This is a genomic window from Mesorhizobium sp. B2-4-1, from assembly GCF_006442185.1.
Classification (GTDB): domain Bacteria; phylum Pseudomonadota; class Alphaproteobacteria; order Rhizobiales; family Rhizobiaceae; genus Mesorhizobium.
On the sequence record NZ_VFVN01000005.1, the window covers coordinates 1 to 21,569 of the forward strand.

A 21,569-nucleotide genomic window follows, 5' to 3' on the forward strand; every position below is an offset into this window, starting at 1 on the left:
AATTCCATCGCAAAGGCCGTCAGCCCGGCCTTGGCCAGCGCCGCGACGGCGGCATCGTTGCCATACGGATCCATGATGGCGATGACCGCAGCGCCTGACTTGTAGCTTTTCAGCTCCGCATCAGTCGGCCGGCGCACCTTCAGAATCACATCCGCACGGGCCGCATCGGATGCGGAACCAATGGTGGCACCGGCCTTCGCGTAGTCTTCGTCGGCGATGCGGGACAGTGTGCCCGCTCCGCTCTCAACCACCACGTCGAAGCCAAGGGCGGCTATGCGCTTCACCGTATCGGGCGACGCCGCGACACGGGGTTCGCCCGAGCCGCCCTCGGCGGGAATGAAGATGATCTGGCTCACGCTTGGCTACCCCTCCCCGGCACGCGGCGCATCTGCGCGCCTGCCGTATCGTTCACATCTTACTACAATCCACAAAATGGGCAATTTGTCCACATATCTGATTGAGGGTACTTGTCCGCCAGTTGCCGATGCCATATCGATGGCCAAACGGCGGTTCTGGAGGTGTAAATGTCCAAGATCAATGGTGCGAAGCGGCTACGCTCGCGCGAGTGGTTCGACAATCCGGACAATCCCGGCATGACGGCGCTCTACCTCGAACGCTATCTGAACTATGGGCTGACCCGCGAAGAACTGCAGTCCGGAAAGCCGCTTATCGGCATCGCCCAGACGGGCTCGGACCTGTCACCTTGCAACCGGCATCATATCGAGCTCGCCAAGCGCGTGCGCGACGGCATTGTGGCCGCCGGCGGGGTGCCGTTGGAATTCCCGGTCCACCCGATCCAGGAGACAGGCAAGCGGCCCACCGCCGCGCTCGACCGCAACCTCGCCTATCTCGCTCTCGTCGAGTTGCTTTATGGCTATCCGCTGGATGGCGTCGTGCTGACCATCGGCTGCGACAAGACCACCCCGGCGCTGCTGATGGCCGCGGCCACCGTCAACATTCCAGCCATAGCGCTGTCCGTCGGCCCGATGCTGAACGGCTGGCACAAGGGCGAACGCACCGGCTCCGGCACGGTCGTGTGGAAGTCACGCGAAAGGCTGGCGGCAGGAGAGATCGACTACGACCAGTTCATGGACATCGTCGCTTCATCGGCGCCGTCCGTCGGCTACTGCAACACGATGGGCACGGCGACGACGATGAACTCGCTGGCCGAGGCGCTCGGCATGCAGTTGCCGGGCTCCGCCGCCATTCCAGCACCCTATCGCGAGCGCGGCCAGATCGCCTACCAAACCGGCAAGCGCATCGTCGACATGGTGCGCGAGGACTTGAAACCCTCCGACATCATGACGCGGCAAGCCTTCGAGAACGCCATCGTCGTCAATTCTGCCATCGGCGGCTCGACCAATGCGCCGATCCACCTCAACGCCATCGCGCGGCATCTCGGCGTGTCGCTGACCGTCGATGACTGGCAGAAGGTCGGTCACCACGTTCCGCTAATCGTAAATCTCCAGCCGGCCGGTGAATATCTCGGCGAGGACTATCATCATGCGGGCGGTGTGCCGGTCGTGGTGGCAGAGCTGATGAAGGCCGGCTTGCTGCCGCATCCTGGAGCCATGACCGTCAACGGCCGCACGATCGGCGACAATTGCGCCGCGGCAGAGAATCTCGACGGCAAGGTCATCCGTACCGTGGCCAATCCGCTCAGGAAGGATGCCGGCTTCATCAACCTGAAAGGCAATCTGTTCGATTCCGCAATCATGAAGACGTCGGTCATCTCGCCGGAGTTTCGCGACCGCTATCTGTCAAATCCGCGAGACCCCGATGCCTTCGAGGGCGTCGCCGTCGTCTTCGACGGTCCGGAAGACTACCACCGTCGCATTGAGGATCCGTCACTCGGCCTGAACGAGAATACCATCCTGTTCATGCGCGGAGCCGGCCCAGTCGGTTATCCGGGCGGCGCCGAAGTCGTGAACATGCAGCCGCCAGCCTACCTGCTGAAGGCGGGCATCCACTCGCTTCCCTGCATCGGCGATGGCCGTCAGTCCGGCACTTCCGGCTCTCCATCGATCCTCAACGCCTCGCCCGAGGCGGCCGTCGGTGGTGGCCTTGCGCTGCTGCGTACGGGTGACCGGGTACGCATCGACCTGCGCAAGGGGACCGCCGACATCCTCGTGTCGGACGACGAGATTAAGCGCCGTCGCGTCGACCTGCAAAACGAGGGCGGCTATGCATATCCGAAGCATCAGACACCCTGGCAGGAGATCCAGCGGTCAATGGTTGACCAGTTGTCCGAGGGAATGGTTCTGAAGCCGGCGGTGAAGTACCAGAACATCGCCGTCACCAGCGGCCTGCCGCGCGACAATCATTAGGACAGTTCCTACTTGGGCCTGCGTTCAAGATCGGTGCTCGATTGGCGAAGAACTGTGACTGATCTGGAATTAGGACCTGAAGATGCGCTATGATTTGTATTCACGCGGGCGACGGAACTCCGGATCCGGTGCCGGCTTCTGCTCTGGGGTTTGACCGGAATGGCTTATCCTTTCACCGCGGCGATCCGCGGCTTGGATGACTGGATCGCGGGACCGGCCTCCCTGCTGGATGAACTTGCGCGCGTCAAATCCAGCAGCCGCGTGGTCGCGCGGGTCGCGGACGATGGGAGCGCGTTTGAAATCGAGCCGGCGACCAGCCGAAAGCCGTCAGCACCCCTGTTGATACTGATTTCTCCAGACACGCAGGCGCCGGCCGCATTGCGCGCCGCGGTGAATGGAAAGGCGGTCCATCTCGGCATCCCGGCGAGCTGGGTGATCGCGCGCCGGATCGAACTGCCGATGGAGGCTGCCAGCCACGTCGAAGGCATCGTTACGTCGCGGATGGGCGCGCTTTCGCCATTGCCTGCTTCCGATATCTATTTCGGCCACAGGGTCCTCGGGATCAGCCGTGAGGCGCGGCAGATCACCGTCGCCGTCGCAATCGTTCCGAGGTCGCGTGTCGCTGCTGCCTTGGCCTGCCTGAATGTGGCCGAGGCCCGCCAGGTCGTGATCTCGGCGCCGTTTCCGGAAGGCGATGCCGTGGAAGTATTGACACAGCGGCAACGGGTCACCGGCACGCGTGGCCGGATAAAGTTTGTCCTTGCCGGAGTTCTGGGCGTAAGCCTAGTCGCTGCAGTCACGGCTCCGGCGGTGCGGCCGATGATCCAGAACAACTATGCCGAGCGCCGCGCCGCCGTCGAGATCCGGGCCGAGAAGGCGCGCCAGGCAATCGCGCTGGCGGCGACTCCGGACAAGGCTGAAACAGCGCCTGAGCAGGAGGCGCGGAATATCAAGGACAACGCGATAAGCGCGCTGGGAGCATTGGACGACCTGGCTCAGGTTTTGCCGACGCATTCCTATGCCATTGAGGTGTCCTTCGCCAATGGCCGCATGCGTCTCTCGGGCCGGACCAAGGACCTGCCCGAAGTACTGACCGCGCTGGAATCATCGGGTCGCTTCGAAGACAGCAAGCTGGTCGGATCGGCCCTGCGCGGCGAGGATGGCGTTACCTCGGAGTTCGAGGTCGATACCCGCCCGCTCATCCGCACGGGAGGTTCGCTGCGATGAGGACGACACCCCTGTGGCGCGACACGCGGCTTCAATCCCTGGTCGTCATGGCCCTGCTGGTCGTCGGAGCTCTTGTACTCGTCGCCGATACGCTGCTGTCCTGGCGCGCGGAGGCGGGCGCGCTGGCGCTCTATGAGGAACGTACCGCCTTGCTCGAAAGCAAGGCGTCCACTTCCCCGGTTCCCCAAGGCGCGAACCAGGCTCTGGATCCCGGCGAGGGCAAGATTCTTCTCGATGCGCAAACCAGTGGGCTCGTCTCGGCCGAATTCCAGAGTCTGCTCTCCAACCGCGTTGAACGCGTGGGTGCCGTTATCCGGCGCGTCGATGTTCCCACAGACGGTCAGGTCGCCGATATAGGCGATCCTCAGTTGGAGTCTTTGGAACGCATTCGTTTAACTGCCGATATCGAGGTTATGGAGCAATCGCTGCCCGATCTCATGTATGCCATCGAGGCAAGCTCGCCCGTCATGGTCGTTGATAGCTTCAGGCTTCGGTTGAACCGAAACGTCGATCTGGGGGGAAATCAGACCTCGGGTTCCATGGATCGGCCGCTGTCGCTGAACGTCATGCTGTCGGCCTTCCGGGAGAAGGGACCCCAGTCATGATGACCATGCTGGGCGCGACAATGATGCTCGCCGCCATCGCGGCCTCTTCGAGCCTGTCCTTCGGCGCAGAAAAGCTATCGGTCAGGGAACGCCAGGTGAGCGACTATGCGGCGCTTCGGGATCGGCCCCTGTTCTCGCCGGACCGGACTGCCCCGATCGCGTTCGGTGCCCCCGAGCCGGAACCTATTGTCGTGCAGCCCGAGCCGGAACCCGAGCCCCCGCCTGCCGCGGCGCCCGAGTGGCAATTGGTTGGCATCGTGCGGTCGGAAAGGCTCAACAGCGCGACCTTCACCACCCCGGCCGAAATGGCGGCCTTCACGCTGCGCACGGGGGAAAGCCGGGAAGGTTGGACCCTGAAGGAAGTCGGCCAGTTCGAAGTCAAGCTCGATGGAGCGGGAGGACGCGCCTCGCTGCGGTTTTCGGATGAGGCAAGCGGTGAACAAATGTTGCCACCGGAGGAGCCGGTGCCCACGCCTTCAGGGGGTTGATCCAAATGGAGTGGTTGCACATTCCGAGCCTCCGGCAGGGATTAATGGAGCGAGTTTCTTTCACAGACAGCTATCAGGAACGAACGTCTCCAGTAGAGGCGTACAGTTAGGAAATTTGGCCTCCATGGTCTCCACGGCATTCGCATACAAGGCTTTGAATGGCGAGGGTCGTCTCGAACTCGGGCGGATCGATGCGTCCGATTCCGACGATGCCGTCCAGAAGCTCGGGGCGCGCGGGCTGATCCCGGTAAGTGTCGAACCGAGGCAGTCTGCATCGCGCGCACCGCTGTTTTCGACCCGAATACCGGCGTCGCAGGTCACGCGGCTGCTCTCCGACCTGTCGATCATGCTGAATGCGGGGATCCGGATCGACGAAGCGCTGGCGATCATGGAAAAGGAATTCGACAGCGGCAGGCTTCAGCCCGTGGTTGCCGGCATTCGCACCGACCTGGCGTCGGGCACCTCGTTCTCCAGAGCGCTGGAAGCCTGGCCCGCTCTGTTCCCGGCGTTCCAGGTCGCCATGGTTCGTGTCGCGGAGACCTCCGGCAAGTTACCCACCCTCCTGTCGCGCATCGTGCAGGAGCGCCAGCATTTCGAGGCATTGCGGGCCAAAGTCAGCGAGGCGCTGCGGTATCCGGCAGTCCTGTTTGCCGGCACGATCTGCGTACTGGTCTTCTTCCTGGTGGGGGTCGTTCCTCAGTTCGAACCGATGCTCATGCAGAGCGGCAAGAAGGACACGCTGATGGTGGTGATGTTCGCGGTCTCGAATTTCCTGCGCGCTTATGGGCTGGTCCTTTTGCTTGCGGCTTCGATACTCGTATTGCTGGGGTTCGTGGCGGCGCGGCGGGGCCTTCTCTGGGCATGGCTTTGGGGTTTCGCCAAGAAACTTCCGCTTTTGTCGGAGATACCGGGGAGCTATCGGACGGGGCGCTTCGCCCGTCTCCTGGGCATCATGGTCGAGACTGGCGTGGCGGTTCCTGTGGCTTTCAAGCTCATCAGCGATACCGTCGACCACGGCGAGGCCGCGCGGGCACGCGCGCAGCAGGCGTCCGACGCGCTGAGGCAGGGGAATAGGCTTGGCCATGCGCTTGAGATTCTTCAGCTTCCCCCCCTGGCGGTGCGCATGTTGAGGCTCGGCGAGCAAAGTGGCGAACTCGCAGGGCTGGCCTATCGTGTCGCCGACTTCTATGAAGTGCGGCTGGAGCGTTCGCTGTCCCGTATCGTCGGGCTTGTCGGCCCTGCGGCAGTGGCAACCATCAGTATCTTGATCGGTGGTATGATCGTGTCGATCATGTCCACCCTCATGTCATTCAACGACATGGTCCGCTAGGAGGCTGTTTGCATGAGCGTTCATTTCGCAGTTGGTCCCAATCTCATGCAGCGCAAGCGTGCCCGGCGCCGCGAGGCAGGCTTTACGCTGATCGAGATGCTGGTCGTGCTGGCCATCATCGGCCTGATCTCGGCGCTCGTCGGTCCTCGTGTTCTCGCGCAGTTGTCCGACTCGCGCGTGCGTGCGGCGAAGCTTCAGATCGAGGCGTTTTCCAGCGCGCTCGACATCTTCTACATCGATGTCGGCCGTTATCCGGTGCAGGCAGAGGGGCTGGGAGCGCTGGTGCGCAAGCCCTCGACCATCCAGGTCTGGAACGGGCCATACGTTCGCGGCGAGACCGTTCCGCTCGATCCGTGGGGTCATGAATACAGATACGCAAGCGACGGAAAGACGTTCAACATCACCACCGACGGGCCCGGTGGGCGCGGCTCCAATGTGTCCGCCCAGCCCTAAGGGCAACAGCAACCGCAAAAGGACGCAACGCGGTGTCGTGCTGCTCGACGTGGTCGCGGCGCTTGCGATCGTCGCTCTCGCGGCCTTCGTGCTGATGCCGCGCCCGCGTTCCAGCATCGGGGCTGCCGAGCTTTCTGGCGAGGCGGTTCGCGTCAGCGGGGAGTTCCGCAAGGGCAGAGCGAAGGCGCTGACCACGGGCAGCGTCGCCGACGTGAGGGTCGATCCGGGAAACAAACGCATCCAGGTGGATGGCGCCAATCCGATCTCGATCAGGGATGGGGTGGCCATGAACTGGGTCACGTCGGACCGGTGTCCCATACGAGGCGGAAGCAGAGCCTTGCGCTTCCTTGCCGACGGACGGTCGTGTGGGGGCGTCATGACACTGTCCGCCAGCGGCCGGGAGATCGAACTGCGCGTCGACTGGTTGACCGGCCGCGTGGAAATGAGGCCGAAATGACAGGACGGCGCAGACGCGGCTTCACGCTGATCGAGGTTCTGGCCTCGCTTGCCGTCGCCGTGCTGCTGATCGTTCCGATCGCGCGCATGATCACGGGCACCGCAGGTGCGTTCGCGGGTCTGGAACGATCGACCGAACGCCGTGTCGGCATGCAGGCTGCCATGGCGGCGGCGATGACCCTTAGCCCGTTGCGAACGGGCCGGCGCGTGATCGGAGGCTTCACGGTCATCGTGGAACCGTACCGCTTCGAACGCGGCACTGCCCTGGCTCGCGCCGGATGGCAGCTTTACTCCGTCACCGTTCGCAGCACCGACGGATCGGATGACGACGCGATGCAGACCGTGCGCCTCGGCAAGCGGCAATGACAAGGAAACGCAGCGCTCGGGCCGGCTTCACGCTGATCGAGGCATTGGCTTCGCTGGTGCTTGCGACGATGCTGTTTGGCGGGCTGGCACTCTACACCGGAACCTGGCTGCGCCAATGGCAGGGGATAATCGCCAGAGGCGGGCAGGAGGACACGGTGGCGGTGATTCTCGACCGGATGGTCGAGGATCTGGAGGCGGCGCAGCCCGGCTATTCCAACCCGGAGGGAGCCGCTGCGATCCGCTTCACCGGCCATGCCGACGAGGTCACCTTCGAGCGCCCGGCGCTCGGCTACGAGCCGCGTGCGGGACTTGATGACATCACCTATTCGATGGGTCGGGCCGGAGCCGACGAGGCCCTCATTCGTGCCCGCCGCGATCACAGGATGGGCGAGGGCGGGGAGGATCTTCCGCTGGTGCGAGGCGATCTGAAGCTTTCGTTCAGCTATGCCGGGCCGGACGGCGCGCTCAGCCCCGAATGGACAAGCACCAACCGCATGCCGTCACTCGTCCGTATCGAGATATCCGGCAGTTCTCCGCGTCCCTGGCGGCAATGGGCCTATGCGCGGTTACGCGTCGAGCTGCCCGCGCGTTGCGGCGCGGCCGAAGCGCTCGCGCCGTGTCTGCAGCGCTACGGCATCGGCTTCTGAACTCCGCAGGGCTGTACGATTGGCGCCGATAACAGGCTTGCAAAACAGCGTGGCATGCAGACGGCGCAAGGCTGCCGCTGGCTATCGACATTCGCGGGCTCTGTCGCAAATCGTTCTTTTGTTTTCGCGTCGCTGATCAGGCTGCCAGGATCTCGAACTGCTCGGCGATCGAGGGAGATGGATTGTAGGCAAACCTCGCCTGCTGTCTGCGCATCATGTGAACCATCTCCATGCCAGTGAGAATAACCTCGGCGGTCGCATTCACTTGAAGCCGAACATGGAGTGGATGCGGCGCTTGACGCGTCGATGGTTCTGTTCGATCCAATTATTGAGGTACTTGCTGTTGCGGATGTGAATCGGCTTCGGTGAACGTCGCGGGCGGTCCCGCAGACGGCTTTCAGCATCGCAGGAAATGACCGCCTCGCGGTTGGTTTGGCTGCCGTCGATGACAATGCGTTCCGGCCTGCCGTAACCCAGCGGCGACCGAAGGTCGTCTCGATTTCCTGCAATGCCTTGCTCGCCCGGTTGCGTCAACGCGACCTGCTGCGAGGCTTTGAGGAGCGAGCCATGCTCGCCCAGCGCGAGTAGGAGCCGCAACTGTTTCAGGTGGATCCTGGAAACGATCGAGTGGAGCGGTGGGGCCATGCCTGGGTTGAGTAAACGTTATACCGAGATCACATCTTCTCAGTTGTCGCGCGAGCGAATGCTGCAATACTCCGGCCGGCCAAGTCTCTGCGGCGATCACGATTAATGAGTTTCGCTGTTCAGGCCCAGATCCAAACAATCCCGAATGCGCTGGCCCGAATGCGCTGGTCTAAAAATATCAGGAGGAGAACGTAATGACAGTCAGCCGACGCTCATTGTTGAAGGCCGGCGCCGGAATCGCCGCCGCAGGGGTGGCCAGCAGCATATTGCAGCCGAGCATTGCCAATGCCGCGGACCCGCGCGTAGCCGATATCGTCGTTGTGGGTTGCGGCTCGGCGGGCCTCGGGGCCGCAGTCGCCGCCGCAGAGGCGGGCGCGTCGGTTATTGTCCTCGAGGCGCAACCGCACATCGGGGGACGTGGCATCGTCAGCTCAGGCAACATTCCCCTGGGAGGCGGAACCCCTGCCCAGATGGCGGCCGGCATCGCGGACTCGCCAGACCTCCTGTATCGCGACCTTACCGACTGGTCCATCGTCCAGGCGAACGGCTTTCCGAGCTACCGCTATAACGATCGCGAGCTGATCCGGGCATTTGCCGACGTCAACGTCGACCTTTACAACTTTCTGGTCCGCCATGGCGTCGTGTGGACGACATCCAGGCCCGACAATGTCGGCGGCAATGAGGTCGGCAACTCGGTGAACCGTATGATGCATACGGCGATCATGAACTACGTCTCGGTCCGGACCGGCTTGCCGGTAGCCGCGAGCCAACAGCGGACGACGTCTCAAGGGCCCGGCTTCATATATCCGCTGGAGGCCGCGGCAAAGGCGCGTGGCGTGAAGATCCTGCTGAATTACCGTTTGGAGTCACTGCTGCGGACGAAAGCGGGCGTGGTCGGGGTCGTAGCCTCCAATCAGGGCCGCCTCGTTAACATTCAGGCACGCAAGGGCGTAGTGATTGCGAGTGGCGGCGGAAACGGCAATGTGGAATACCGCCGACAGTTCGACCCACGGCTCACCGCGGAGTACTGCGGCGTCGCTGGCGAGCCCTATTCCTTCCAGGACGCCAGCGGCATACTCGCAGGGCTGAATGTCGGCGCGTCGCTCGCGGGCACGTACAACCAGACTGGAGAGTTCGGCACTAACATCACCAAGCCAACCGCCATCGGAACGCGGTACAACTACTCGTTCCTGCAGTGGGGGCCCAATAGCCCTGTCTTCCACCTTGCGAAAGCTTCGGGACTAGCCAACGTCAACAACCAGAACGTTATCCATGTAAACATGATCGGGAGGCGGTTCTACGACGAAACGGGAGGTCAATTCGGGACGAACAGCGCTGGCTCGGTCAACCCGTACACTCAGGGCAGCTACCTGAACGCCAAGAACATCACATACAACCCGCAAAACTGGATCAACGCCGCTCTGGCTGGAATCGGCGACGGCCACAACGGCGGTGGCCCGATCTGGGCCATCTTCGATGCAGATGCCGTGGCCCGCCAGAGATGGAATGTGGCGCCGCCCTTCGTCGATCCCGATGGATTCTTCTTCCAGGAAAACACGCTGGAGGAACTCGCACAGAAGATCGTCATGCCGCATCAGCGGGTTCCGATGCCGGCAAGCAACCTGGTCGAAACGGTGACGCGGTACAACAGCTTTGTTGACGCGGGTGCCGACGCCGACTTCGGCAAACCGACACCCCAATACAAGATCCAACGGGGCCCCTTCTATGCCGCCTGGTCGACGCCGGTGATCCACGACGCCCGGTCCGGCCTGCGCATCAACGGCTCAAGCCAGGTCCTCGACTATGCCTCTCAGGTGATTCCCGGCCTCTACGCCGCCGGCGAAGCTGCTGGCGGATTCAGTCAGCACGGGAACGGTCGAGCTCTCTCTCAGGGCATCATCGCAGGAAGGCACGCAGCCTCCAGTTCGTATTAGCAGGACTACAGCTCTCAACAATAGTCCCGCCAGGCCTCTCGGTCCGGCGGGACTACCTGTTCCTCGGACCCGAGGCCAGTGATTCCAGCACCGGCGGCATGAAGAACTTGGCCATGCCGGCCGCCTTCGTGCCCCGGTCCGTCGAGATCACCGCCACAGGGCCGCTTCCGATGCTTTTTTTCAGGGCGACGGCGGCACCCTGGCGGATACAGCGCTGACCGGCGCGGTCGCGCCGACCTGATGCTCAGGACTGGCGATGGACCAATTCGTCGATCAGCAGTTTGGCGGCGGGCGGAACCCACGCCCCCTTGCGGGTGACGAGCTCATAGGCCTCGCTTCGCGACGCCAGGGCCAGCGGCAGGATGCGCGTCATCTGCCGGTGCGCGAAGAACTGCGCGACTTCGATTGACACCAGGGCCACGAAGGACGGGTTGGCCTGCAGCAGCGCCAGCGTCGCAAAAGCGGAGGTCGTCTCGAGCAGGTGCTGCGGGAACCGGATCCCGCAATCGCGGTATTCGCGTTCGAGCAAGAGCCGCATCGGCATGTTCGCGCGGTATACCACCCATCGGTATGGCGCCAGCTCCTGCAGGGTGAGCTTCTTCGCGTGCCGGAGCGGATGGCCGACGTTCGCGATCACCGCGAGCGTTTCATCCTGGAGCTTCACGCTGTCGTAGACCTGCGGCGCCTGGCTGATGGTCGTGCGGCAGATCGCCAGGTCGAGCCGGCCGGCTTCGAGCTGGGCCAGCAGGGCGGCGCTGGTGTCCTCGACGATCTCGACGGACAAGTCGGCCTGCCGCGCAACGAGCGCGGAGATGGCATCGGTGAGCAGCGGCACCGCGCCCATGATGACGCCGGCCGCCACCCGCCCGCCCTGGCCACGCATGATTCCGACGATCTCGTCGCGCAGGTGCGCGAGATCCGTCTGGATCAGGCGCGCATAGCGGATCACGCAATGGCCGACGGCATTGGGCTCCAGGCCCCGGTTGGTGCGAACGAACAGCGGCGTGCCGAAGGTCGTCTCGATTTCCTGCAATGCCTTGCTCGCGCCCGGTTGCGTCAACGCGACCTGCTGCGATGCCTTCAAAAGCGAGCCGTGCTCGCCCAGCGCGACTAGGAGCCGCAGCTGTTTCAGGTGGAGCCTGGAAATGATCGAGTGGAGCGGTGGGGTCATGCCTGGATTGCGTAAATGTTATATCGAGATCACATCGACCGCAAGGATTTCAAATGAAGATCATTGGCGGTCCTCCGCCAGATTGGGTCCCATCTTCCGCCAAGTCGCCAAACGGAAACTTGGCCAAGTCTATCATCGGGTCGATCTTGCTATACCTGCAAACGACATTTGAATAGCGGCTTCGATCCTGCCAACCCTGGCAAACGGCAATGCCCTTGACGCGAACGATCGCCCAGTTTTCCGACAAGTTCGTCGCGGGCTAGATCGCCGAATTCCGGGCTGTCGAGCCAAGGGGCAAGGTCGTGTATGTCATAGCACAGCTCGGGCAGGGGTGCCGGATCCACAAATTTGCGGACCCCATCCTCGTGGGGAATTTCCCCAACCTGACCATTGTCAAATCGTGGCAAAATTAGCCACCGTACTCAATCGGTTACACCGCTCGTTTCTCCTGTGACGCCGCCGGCCATCGCCTTGATGTCATCGACCAGGCTTTTGAGGATTTCAATCTCGATATCCTCGGCATCGGTATAGTCGCGTTCCCGAACTCTCACTTTCGCGGCTAGGCCTTCAATGGTTTTCGCCCTGGTCTTCATGACCTTATCGAGCGCACGGCCGAAGGCCACTGCCCTTTTCTCCTCCTTCTTTTCCGCCTTTGCGATGCGCGACATGAGACGCGATTTGAGGCGGTCAATCGCCTTTTCGAATTTCTCCTCAACTGCCGCCGTCCGGTCCGTCGCCTTGTTCCATCGATCGCTCGCGGCGTTGAATTTGGCTTCGAGCCGGAGGAGCTTGGCGTCGGGATTCCTCGCCTTGGCGCCCATCATCTCGCCTTCCCTGCGGGTCGCTTGCTATCCGAGGCCGCGGCAGCGACGACGGCCGATTTGAGGCTCGACAAGAAAGACATGGTTCCTCCAATCCGGTTCGCAACGGAAGCCCACAGGGACCGGCATTGCTGTTGAATGTTTGACGAAAACTGCTCGTTTTTCAATTTCTCCTGACCAAGGTTGACCGCATTTGATTAGCATATGCGGTCAAAATCAGTCAAAATAATTCCAATGGAGCCAAACGGTGGGAAATCGCCCACCAAAATGACAAACGATTGGGCTCGCTGGATGGATTGGTGATATTTGCGGGACATCGCTCGCGTGATTCAGGCGAGCGCGTTTGCGGCACCGTGCGGAGATACAAACGTGGCAAGGAATGTCCGAAAATCAGCGGTGGAGGACATGGCGCCCTCGGCGTCCGCCGGGTCCCGGGAAGACGATGGCGGGCGCGGACGGGTCGATTTGATTCCAGCCAAGCGTCATGCCTTCATTCTCGAATGCCTTAAACGGCAAGGAGCTGTAGGCGTTCAGGAACTCATCGATCTCATCGGCGCATCGCCTTCGACCATCCGGCGCGATCTCGAGATGCTTGAACGGCAGGGAGCACTGGAGCGAACGCATGGCGGGGCGATGCTTCAGCGCACGGAACTCGCCACCTTCGAGCCGGATCTCGCCACCGCGGCGCATTTCGCCAGGGCAGAGAAAGAGGCCATCGGTGCCGCCATGATGTCGGAACTCCGCGCCGGCCAAAGCGTCATTTTCGACGCAAGCACGACCGTGCTGGAAGTCGCCCGCGCCATCGCCGCGGCGCCTATCCCGCTTACCGCCGTTACCAACAGTCTTGCGATCGCGCAGATACTTGCAGCCGTGCCGGAAGTACGCCTCGTCATGCTTGGAGGCACCTGCAAGCCAGGCTCACTGACCCTGGTCGGCCAGCCCGGCGAGAATTTCCTGAGAACCATCCACGCCGATGTGGCCATTCTTGGGACCCATGCCATCACCGGAGACATGCTCACGGAGACCTCGCTAGAGGTTGCGGCGATGAAGCAGGCGATGATCGCGGCGGCGCGCCGTGTCGTCGTGCTTGCGGACAATTCGAAGTTCACTGCCCCCAATTTCTGCACCATCTGCCGTCTGGCCGATATCCACCAGATCATTACCGACGAGGGCATCGATCAGGCTCACCTCACCAATCTTCGGACGCTCGATGTGAACGTCCGCGTCGTGCGCGTCAGCCGTCCAGGTTCTTCAGTTGAGCGCTCTTGAGATTGCGGATATCCGGGTCGTAGCCGACGACCTGACCGGCGCCCTGGACAGCGCGGTTTCCTTCGCGTCGCCTGGCCACGGCATTGGGGTGAGCTGGCGACTGGACGGTCCGTTTTCGGGGCGCATGGCTGTCGATGTCGCCACACGAGAGGGCGCCGAGGCCACGGCCGTCGCCAGGCACCAGGCGCTCGCGCCATGGCTCGCCGCCGGACAGCTGAGTTTCAAGAAGATCGACAGCCTTTTGCGCGGTCACGTCATCGCCGAAATAGAAGCCTGCATCGTCGAGGGGACGTACCAGCGCGTTGTGCTGGCGCCTGCTTTCCCATTTCAAGGGCGTGTTACGCGCGCCGGGCGCCAATGGCGGCTCGATCGGCCTGAAATGGTTGGTCCCGACCTCCTCGCCGACCTCGGCCAGCGCTTTTCGGTCGGGCGTTCAACACCGAGGGCACGACCGGTCCATTTCATCACCCTCTACGATGCCGAAACGGACACGGACCTGGACAAGATCGTCGCAACGGCCGGAATGCCGGAGGCACGAACCTTGTGGGTCGGTACAGGCGGCCTGGCGGCGGCACTCGCCCGGCACATGAAAGCACCGCAGGAGCCTGCTCCTGCGTTATCCGGGCCATTCCTTGGCCTTGTCGGAACAAATCACGAGATCACTGCGGGACAGGTGGCCCTCTTTGCCGCCCGGCATGCGGATGCGCATATCGTTATCGAACACGACATCGACAAAGCGAAAAGGCGCTTGGCGGAACGGATGATGCAAGGCGCGCCTTCGATCGTCAGCGTCGCCGCATCGGGTGATCGCCACGCGGTGGCGGATCATATCGGCAAGGTGTTTGCCTCGCTTCTCGAAGATTTGCCGAAGCCCGGCACGTTGCTCGTCACTGGCGGCGAAACATTGCGGTCGGTGTGCGACAGCCTAGGCGCCGTCGAACTCACGGTCGAAAGCGAGATCGAGCCGGGGCTGCCGGTTTCCGTCATCAAAGGCGGCGTTTTCGAGGGGCTGGCCACGATTTCGAAATCGGGCGCGTTCGGCGACAGCGCCCTGCTCTGCAGGCTTGCCGCTCTCGCGCGTTCCTGATCAGGACGATCGCCGGCGAAGACGCGGCACATCCGCCTTGCCGGTCAAATAGCGTCAAAAAACACTGCGAAGCCGGGTGCGGTCGAGATTTCAGCCCGCAGAGGGAGAGGCGCAGTCCGATCAGCCGTGAAATTTGATTGCGAATGATCGCGAAAGAAAACTATTGCGCATATCTGGCCAGAAGGATTAGAAGATGATCACAATTGACCGATATGGGGTGTTTATGTCTGGTCCAAGGCTCGGCATCACAATGGGTGATCCCGCGGGCATCGGCCCCGAGATCATCGCGAAGGCATGCGCACGGCTGAAACCGCGCCTTGCCGAGGGGTCACTGTCGCTTCTCATCATCGGCAGCGTCACCGCGATGCGCGCGATGGAGTCCATTTCAGGACGTATCGAGCGGGAAGAACCGTCGGCTTCGCCCAACGGACATTTTCCGCCCGTGGCCATTCTTGAGGCCGGACCAGAGCGGACACCCATAGAGACAGGCGTCATGTCGGCCGAAGGCGGGCGCCTTGCCTACCTGGCCATCGAAAAGGCTGTTCGCCTGGCCCAGGCCGGCTCGATAGCAGGCATCGTTACGGCCCCTCTCAACAAGGAAGCACTCAACCTGGCCGGCTATCACTATGCCGGCCATACCGACATGCTGGCGGAGCTGACAGGCGCACGCGATTCCGTGATGATGCTTGCCCATGGCGATTTTCGCGTCAGCCATGTCTCGACCCATGTGGCGCTGGCTCAGGTTCCGTCGAAACTGACCGAACCTCGTTTGCGCCGGGTTATCGAGTTGACTGTCGAGGCATTGCAGAGCCTCGGCATTGCCCATCCGCGCATTGCGATTGCCGCGCTCAACCCGCACGCTGGCGAAGGCGGCATTTTCGGTCGTGAGGACATCGACATCACGACCCCGGTCGTCGCCTCTTACACATCGCCCGATTTCGCCGTGGTTGGACCTGTTCCGGGCGACACGGTCTTCGTCAAGCTACGTGCCCGTCAGTATGATGCGGTGGTCGCGATGTATCACGATCAGGGCCATGTTCCGGTGAAGCTGCTCGGCTTCAATGTCGATCCCGCGACCGGTGAATGGAAAGCGCTCTCCGGTGTCAATGTGACGCTCGGCCTTCCGATCATTCGTACCTCCGTCGACCACGGCACGGCCTTCGACATCGCCGGCAAGGGCATCGCCAACGAGGACAGCCTGGTCGAGGCGATCGAGTTCGCCGTTCAGATGGCCGCGGCAAAATCCAAACCTTAGGCACCGGCACGCCTGCAACGCACGAAGAAGCGGATCGAACCATGGCTGTAGAGAAGTCCCATCTCATGCTGATCGACGGCAGATTTGTCGCCGGCGAAGCCGGCACGCGCCCGGTGATCAACCCGGCCAACGGCAAGGTTTTTGTCGACGTGCCCGAGGCAAGTCCGGATCAGGCTCGCCAGGCGATAGAGGCAGCCCGTAAGGCGCAGAAAGCCTGGGGGCTCAAATCACCCCTCGCCCGTGCGGCGATCATGAAGCGGATCGCGGTGTTGATCCGGCAGAACACCCGACATCTGGCCGAGGTGGTCGTCAGGGAACAAGGCAAGCCGATCAATGAGGCCATGGGTGAAGTGGGCGGTGCGGCCGAGTTCTTCGACTACTACGCCGAGTTTGCCCGCCGCATTCAAGGTGAGATCCTGCCATCCGACTACGCGGGAGAGCAGGTCTGGATCCAGCGCGTACCCGTAGGCGTCGTCGCCGCCATCATTCCCTGGAATTATCCGAGCGCCCTGGTCAGCCGAAAGGTGGCGCCCGCCATGATCGCCGGCGACACCATCGTCCTCAAACCGCATGAAGACACGCCGCTTTCGGCGCTCGAAATGGCTCGCATCTTTGTGGAAGCGGGCGTGCCGGACGGCGTCGTCAACATCATAACAGGACGAGGCGAAACCATAGGCGAGGTGCTGTGCACGGAACCCGGCGTCGACCTCATCACCATGACCGGAAGCGTGCCGACCGGCAAGCGCATCATGGCGAATGCTTCGCGCCACCTGACGCCCGTTTCGCTGGAGCTTGGCGGCAAGGCGCCCTTCATCGTCCTGGCCGATGCCGATCTCGACCTGGCGGTGCGGTCGGCGGCCACTTCGCGCTACATGAATTGCGGGCAGGTCTGCATATGCAACGAACGCACGCTCGTTCACCGTTCGATTTACGATCAGTTCGTCACGCGCTTCGTGGAGTTCTCGAAGTCGCTGGTCGTCGGTGACCCGATGCAGGCGAATACCGATATCGGTCCCAAAGTCAGCCGTGAGGAATTGGAAAAGGTCGAGGTGGTCCTGGCGGAAGCCGTCGCGGGCGGCGCGAAGCTGGCGCTGGCCGGCGGACGCCCGGCCAAGGCGCCGATCGACGGCGGCTACTGGCTCAATCCGACCGTATTGACCGACGTGACGCCCGACATGCCGATCATGACGCGGGAAATCTTCGGCCCGGTCGTGCCGATCATGCCCTTCGACACCTTCGAGGAGGCAGTCAGCATCGCCAATACCAGTCGCTATGGCCTGTCGGCCTATCTTTTCACCAACGATCTTGGTCGCGTCATGAAGGCCGTCAACGAGGTTTCGTTTGGCGAAATCTATGTGAACCGGATCGGGCCAGAAATGCTGCAGGGCTTCCATGTCGGCTTCCGCGAGAGCGGATTGGGCGGTGACGACGGCGTACACGGGCTCGAGAGCTACATGCGCAAGAAGACGGTCTACGTGAATTACTCGGGTGCCGCCACGGCGGCATTGATGCCTTACGGGCGCTGAACAGCGCCCAGCCAGTACGACCAGCCAGGTCGCTACCCGGCCGCAATGGCCGTTTCATCTCATCGGGAGGAATAAAATGCACTATCGTGGATTCATGGCGGCGGCTTTGGCCGTGGCACTATCAGGACTGGCCGCATCTTCGGCGATCGCCGACGACACCATTCCACCGGAAGCAAAGGCATTGCTTGAGCCGTTGCCCCTGTCGCCGAGAGGCCAACCCGTTCCGGGCTTCCCTGACGGTCCACCGGCGGTGTCGCCAGACGTGCTGAAATTCTCCGATGCCGATCTTGCAAAGCTGAAGGCCGGAAAGTTCACCGCCGGGCTGGTGATGCACACGATGGATGCCGGCTGGCCTCAATTGCAGGTGGCCGGGATCTCGAACACGCTCAAGGACCTTGGCATCGAGGTTGTCGGAACCACCGACGCCAAGTTCCAGCCCGGCCAGCAGATCAGCGATCTCGAGCAGATGATCGCACGCAAGCCGGATGTGATCTTCTCGATCCCGATCGATCCGAAGTCCGAATCCGAAGCCTACAAGAAGGCGGCGGCAGCCGGCATCAAGCTGGTTTTCATGGACAATGTTCCGGTCGATATGGCGCCGGGCAAGGACTATGTGTCCGTTGTCGCTTCCGACAATGAGAAGAACGCCTATTTCGCTGCGCAGGAACTTGTCGGGGCCATTGGCGGCAAGGGCGAGGTCGGCATCATCACGCTGGTCTATGACTATTACTACTCGGTCGCGGCCCGCAAGGTCGGCGCACTCAAGGCATTCGGCGAACACCCCGACATCAAGGTCGCGGACGTCGGTACCTTCACCGCGCCTGAGAAGGCCTACGAGGTCGCCACCGCCATGTTGACGGCGCATCCCGACATGAAGGGCATTTTCGTTGCCTGGGACACGCCCGCGCAGCAGGTCGTGGCCGCGGCCAAGACACTCGGCCGCGACATCGTCATCACCACGAATGACATTGCCGCAGACAGCGCGCTGAACGTTGCACGTGGCGAGTTTCTGGCCGTGGGTGCGCAACGCCCCTATGACCAGGGCGTCGCGGAGGCCAAGGCGGCCGCGCTTGCTCTGCTTGGACATGACGTCCCGCCGTACATTTCGGTACCGACATTGCGCGTCAAGAAGCTCGACCTTCTCAGTGCCCTCAAGCAGGTCACCAAGGAAGATGCGCCGGCTTCGGTGGTGAAAATCTGCAACGGCGAGTGCTTCTAGAGCAGTTCACCGTTTCACGGAAACGGCGAACCGCTCTATCTCTTTGTTTTTGCGCAATTCCAGACGGAAAACCGTACACACTTTTCCTGGAATTGCTCTGGCTCCTTCTTTCGCCGGCGGGCCGCAGCAGTCCGCCGGCGCTCCCCGAGCGATCGAGAAATCGTCATGGCCGAAGCGAAAACTTCAACGTCCCAGCGCCCTATCGTAACGATGCAACGCATCGGCAAGTCGTTTGGCGCGAACCGCGTGCTGTCGGACATTTCGTTCGAGGTCAAGGCCGGCGAAACGCATGCACTGCTCGGCGAAAATGGTGCGGGCAAGTCGACGCTCATGAAGATCCTCATGGGCGCGTATCGGACGGACGAAGGCCGGATTCTGTTCGACGGCGAGGATGTCACCGCCCTGTCGCTTCGAGAGAGGATCGATCGCGGGATCGCAATGATCTTCCAGGAGCTGAGCGTCTTGCCGAACCGTTCGGTTGCCGAAAACCTGTTTATCCTTCGCGAGCCGCTCGCCTTCGGCCGACGTGTCGATGCCAGAAAAATGCTGCGCGAGGCCCGGGCTCTGATCGGGCGATATGCCTTCTCGCTCGATGCTTCGGCACGTGTGGGCGACCTGGCGTTCGCTCAGCGCCAGATGGTCGAGATTCTCAAAGCGATCTCGCGGGGCGCCAAGCTGCTCGTAATGGACGAGCCGACTTCGTCCCTGACCATCCATGAGGAGGAAACGCTTTTTCGGACAATCGGTCAGCTCAAGCAGAACGGAATCGGTATCGTCTACATCAGCCATCGCATGGCCGATGTGCTGCAGCTTTCGGATCGCATCTCGATCATCAAGGATGGACGTCTGGTCGGTCCGCTCGATCCGGAGAAGACGTCCATCGAGGATATCGCGGCGTTGATGTCCCGGCCCAAGGTCCAAACGCCTTCCCCCGCCGCAGCCGCGCCAGCAAATCGGCAGCCTGCAACGCCCGCCGGGACGCCGGCTCTTGAGGTCCGTGACCTTGCCACCTCGCGCAAACTGTCCGGCGTGTCGTTCTCGATCGGCCCGGGCGAGATCGTCGGCCTTGCCGGGCTTGTCGGCAGTGGCCGCTCGACCCTGGGCAAGGCCTTGTTCGGCATCCTTCCGGATGTAACCGGCCACATCGCCGTCGGGAGCGACCCCGTCCAGCCGGGCAGTGTCAGCAGGGCCATCGCTGCCGGTATCGCGCTTGTCCCCGAAGACCGTCGGCTCGAAGGTCTTGTGGGTGGACGTTCGATCGAGGAGAACCTCGCACTTCCCCGCCTTTCCGAGTTCTCGCTGGCGGGTCCGTTCGGGCCGATGGCGAAGGCCCGGATAACGGCTCTGTTCAGACAATACCGGGACGATCTCAGTATCCTGTGCCGCGGTCCCTTACAGAAAGCCCAGGAGCTTTCGGGCGGCAATCAGCAGAAGATCGTCTTCGCCAAATGGCTGGCCATGAAGCCGAAGCTGTTGATCCTCGACGAACCAACCTCCGGCGTCGACATCAATGCCAAGCGCGATATGCGCGAACTTGTGCGCCGCACGGCCGGCGAAGGCGTCGCCGTGCTGCTCATTTCTTCGGAACTCGAAGAACTCCTGGATTTGTCCGATCGCATTCTGGTGATGGCGCAAGGGCGGATCACGCGCAGCATCGATCGCGCGGACGACGAGACAAAACTTCGCGCGTTGCTGCAGGCCGAGGCGGCCAGACAAGCCAGTGCGCGCGCCCAGGGAGTTGCAGCATGAAACCGTCCCCTATGCCCTCGCACGCAAATGCGATAAATTTTTTCCGCGATCACATCACCTATGTGATCTTCCTGGCGATAACCCTCTACTTCGTCCTGTTTGCTCCACACTTCGCGTCTGTGTCGACCGCAAGCGCGGTTCTGCGCATCACGGCCATCGTTTCGGCAATGGCGATCGGCATGACATTCGTCATCATCTGCGGCGAAATCGACCTGTCGGTAGGATCGGTTGCAAGTTTTTCGGGGATGATCGGAGCGCTGCTGCTCGGCCAGGATGTTCCCACCTACGTCGCAGCTCTTCTGGTGCTGGCAGCCGGCGCAGCGATCGGGGCCACCTCCGGCATCCTTGTTACAAAAATACGCATTCCATCGTTTCTTGTGACCCTTGGCATGCTGTCGATCTTTTCCGGACTGGCGCTGACGATCACCGGCACCCGGCCAGTGTCGATCGTCGACGATGATTTCTCGAACCTGTTCTGGAACGGTAGTTTTCTGGGCGTGCAGGCGCCAATCTGGTGGACAATCGTCCTAACTTCCGTCGGCTATTATCTTCTGCACCAGATGCCCTTCGGCAGGCGTGTTTATGCGACTGGTGGAAACCCTGTAGCCGCCCGCTTTTCCGGGGTGCGGACGGACAGCGTCAAAATTTTCGCCTTTGTGCTGTCCGGCATGATGGCATCCCTTGCAGGGATGATGCTCGCGGCCCGCTCCACCGCCGGCAATCCCAGCCTGGGGGCGGGTCTCGAACTCGACGTCATCGCGGCCGTGATCATAGGCGGGACAAGTCTCTTCGGCGGCTATGGATCGATCGTCGGTTCTGTCGTCGGAGCAATCTTCATAGGAATTCTCGGATTCGGTCTTCTCGTGCTCGGTCTTTCGACCAGCATCCAGGAGGTGATCAAGGGCGCTATCATCATCATTGCCGTCTCGTTGAACCGGCGTTGAAAGCAGCAGAGTTCCATGACCCGACGAAACGCGCGCGTTCCACGCGTTGA

The 21,569-nt window shown here is 62.1% G+C and carries 19 protein-coding genes and 2 pseudogenes; 17 read left to right on the top strand and 4 right to left on the bottom strand.

Annotated elements, in window-relative coordinates; all coding sequences use genetic code 11:
- Nucleotides 1-356, bottom strand: a pseudogene (locus FJ949_RS14390) (NAD(P)(+) transhydrogenase (Re/Si-specific) subunit alpha); the annotation flags it as partial.
- A 168-nt stretch (nt 357-524) separates the two neighbouring features.
- Here FJ949_RS14390 and FJ949_RS14395 point away from each other — a divergent pair.
- The 9 genes from FJ949_RS14395 to FJ949_RS14435 all read left to right on the top strand — a co-directional run bounded on the left by FJ949_RS14395 (nt 525) and on the right by FJ949_RS14435 (nt 7,899).
- Entirely contained in the window at nt 525-2,327 is a 1,803-nt protein-coding gene (locus FJ949_RS14395) for an IlvD/Edd family dehydratase (RefSeq protein ID WP_140496487.1), read from the top strand.
- 159 nt (nt 2,328-2,486) lie between these two features.
- Nucleotides 2,487-3,554: a PilN domain-containing protein gene (locus FJ949_RS14400; protein WP_140781785.1), complete on the top strand. Its 1,068-nt coding sequence runs from the start codon at nt 2,487-2,489 to the stop codon at nt 3,552-3,554.
- Nucleotides 3,551-4,159, top strand: coding sequence for a GspMb/PilO family protein (locus FJ949_RS14405; protein ID WP_140496491.1), 609 nt, complete (start codon nt 3,551-3,553; stop codon nt 4,157-4,159). The genes FJ949_RS14400 and FJ949_RS14405 overlap by 4 nt, the downstream gene beginning before the upstream one ends.
- A complete protein-coding gene (locus FJ949_RS14410; protein ID WP_140496494.1) occupies nt 4,156-4,647 on the top strand; it encodes a hypothetical protein in 492 nt (163 codons plus the stop codon). Before FJ949_RS14405 ends, FJ949_RS14410 begins: the two co-directional genes overlap by 4 nt.
- A gap of 124 nt (nt 4,648-4,771) precedes the next feature.
- Complete coding sequence (locus FJ949_RS14415; RefSeq protein ID WP_140624774.1) at nt 4,772-5,977, top strand: type II secretion system F family protein; 1,206 nt, start codon at nt 4,772-4,774, stop codon at nt 5,975-5,977.
- A 12-nt stretch (nt 5,978-5,989) separates the two neighbouring features.
- The gene (gene gspG / locus FJ949_RS14420) at nt 5,990-6,430 is read left to right on the top strand and encodes a type II secretion system major pseudopilin GspG (protein WP_140496499.1); all 441 of its coding nucleotides are present in this window, start codon (nt 5,990-5,992) and stop codon (nt 6,428-6,430) included.
- A gap of 37 nt (nt 6,431-6,467) precedes the next feature.
- Nucleotides 6,468-6,887: a hypothetical protein gene (locus FJ949_RS14425; RefSeq protein WP_140496501.1), complete on the top strand. Its 420-nt coding sequence runs from the start codon at nt 6,468-6,470 to the stop codon at nt 6,885-6,887.
- Nucleotides 6,884-7,252, top strand: coding sequence for a prepilin-type N-terminal cleavage/methylation domain-containing protein (locus tag FJ949_RS14430; protein WP_140496503.1), 369 nt, complete (start codon nt 6,884-6,886; stop codon nt 7,250-7,252). Before FJ949_RS14425 ends, FJ949_RS14430 begins: the two co-directional genes overlap by 4 nt.
- A complete protein-coding gene (locus tag FJ949_RS14435) occupies nt 7,249-7,899 on the top strand; it encodes a prepilin-type N-terminal cleavage/methylation domain-containing protein (protein ID WP_140496507.1) in 651 nt (216 codons plus the stop codon). Before FJ949_RS14430 ends, FJ949_RS14435 begins: the two co-directional genes overlap by 4 nt.
- 136 nt (nt 7,900-8,035) lie before the next feature.
- On the opposite strand, the pseudogene FJ949_RS30655 reads toward FJ949_RS14435, so the two are convergent.
- Nucleotides 8,036-8,370: pseudogene (locus FJ949_RS30655) on the bottom strand (DDE-type integrase/transposase/recombinase); the annotation flags it as partial.
- A gap of 368 nt (nt 8,371-8,738) precedes the next feature.
- Between FJ949_RS30655 and FJ949_RS14445 the strand changes: the two are divergent.
- The gene (locus FJ949_RS14445) at nt 8,739-10,478 is read left to right on the top strand and encodes an FAD-dependent oxidoreductase (RefSeq protein ID WP_140497280.1); all 1,740 of its coding nucleotides are present in this window, start codon (nt 8,739-8,741) and stop codon (nt 10,476-10,478) included.
- Between the two features lie 244 nt (nt 10,479-10,722).
- On the opposite strand, the gene FJ949_RS14450 is transcribed toward FJ949_RS14445, so the two are convergent.
- Both FJ949_RS14450 and FJ949_RS14455 read right to left on the bottom strand, forming a co-directional pair.
- Nucleotides 10,723-11,649: a LysR family transcriptional regulator gene (locus FJ949_RS14450; protein WP_140496511.1), complete on the bottom strand. Its 927-nt coding sequence runs from the start codon at nt 11,647-11,649 to the stop codon at nt 10,723-10,725.
- A 422-nt stretch (nt 11,650-12,071) separates the two neighbouring features.
- The gene (locus tag FJ949_RS14455) at nt 12,072-12,473 is read right to left on the bottom strand and encodes a hypothetical protein (protein WP_140496513.1); all 402 of its coding nucleotides are present in this window, start codon (nt 12,471-12,473) and stop codon (nt 12,072-12,074) included.
- Nucleotides 12,474-12,839: 366 nt separating this feature from the next.
- Between FJ949_RS14455 and FJ949_RS14460 the strand changes: the two genes are divergently transcribed.
- From FJ949_RS14460 to FJ949_RS14490, 7 genes are all read left to right on the top strand, one after another.
- Nucleotides 12,840-13,739 carry a DeoR/GlpR family DNA-binding transcription regulator gene (locus FJ949_RS14460; RefSeq protein ID WP_318013633.1) on the top strand — a complete coding sequence of 300 codons (900 nt, stop codon included), beginning with the start codon at nt 12,840-12,842 and terminating at the stop codon, nt 13,737-13,739.
- Entirely contained in the window at nt 13,726-14,826 is a 1,101-nt protein-coding gene (locus FJ949_RS14465) for a four-carbon acid sugar kinase family protein (RefSeq protein WP_140496515.1), read from the top strand. Before FJ949_RS14460 ends, FJ949_RS14465 begins: the two co-directional genes overlap by 14 nt.
- Before the next feature lie 223 nt (nt 14,827-15,049).
- Nucleotides 15,050-16,081 carry a 4-hydroxythreonine-4-phosphate dehydrogenase PdxA gene (gene pdxA / locus FJ949_RS14470; protein ID WP_210239487.1) on the top strand — a complete coding sequence of 344 codons (1,032 nt, stop codon included), beginning with the start codon at nt 15,050-15,052 and terminating at the stop codon, nt 16,079-16,081.
- Between the two features lie 41 nt (nt 16,082-16,122).
- Nucleotides 16,123-17,607: an aldehyde dehydrogenase gene (gene aldA / locus FJ949_RS14475; RefSeq protein ID WP_140496519.1), complete on the top strand. Its 1,485-nt coding sequence runs from the start codon at nt 16,123-16,125 to the stop codon at nt 17,605-17,607.
- Between the two features lie 76 nt (nt 17,608-17,683).
- Complete coding sequence (locus FJ949_RS14480) at nt 17,684-18,826, top strand: substrate-binding domain-containing protein (RefSeq protein ID WP_140496521.1); 1,143 nt, start codon at nt 17,684-17,686, stop codon at nt 18,824-18,826.
- 165 nt (nt 18,827-18,991) lie between these two features.
- Complete coding sequence (locus FJ949_RS14485; RefSeq protein WP_140496523.1) at nt 18,992-20,575, top strand: sugar ABC transporter ATP-binding protein; 1,584 nt, start codon at nt 18,992-18,994, stop codon at nt 20,573-20,575.
- 62 nt (nt 20,576-20,637) lie between these two features.
- Nucleotides 20,638-21,519 (top strand): ABC transporter permease, encoded by an 882-nt coding sequence (locus FJ949_RS14490; RefSeq protein WP_181165435.1) that lies wholly within the window; start codon nt 20,638-20,640, stop codon nt 21,517-21,519.
- Nucleotides 21,520-21,569 lie beyond the last annotated feature (50 nt).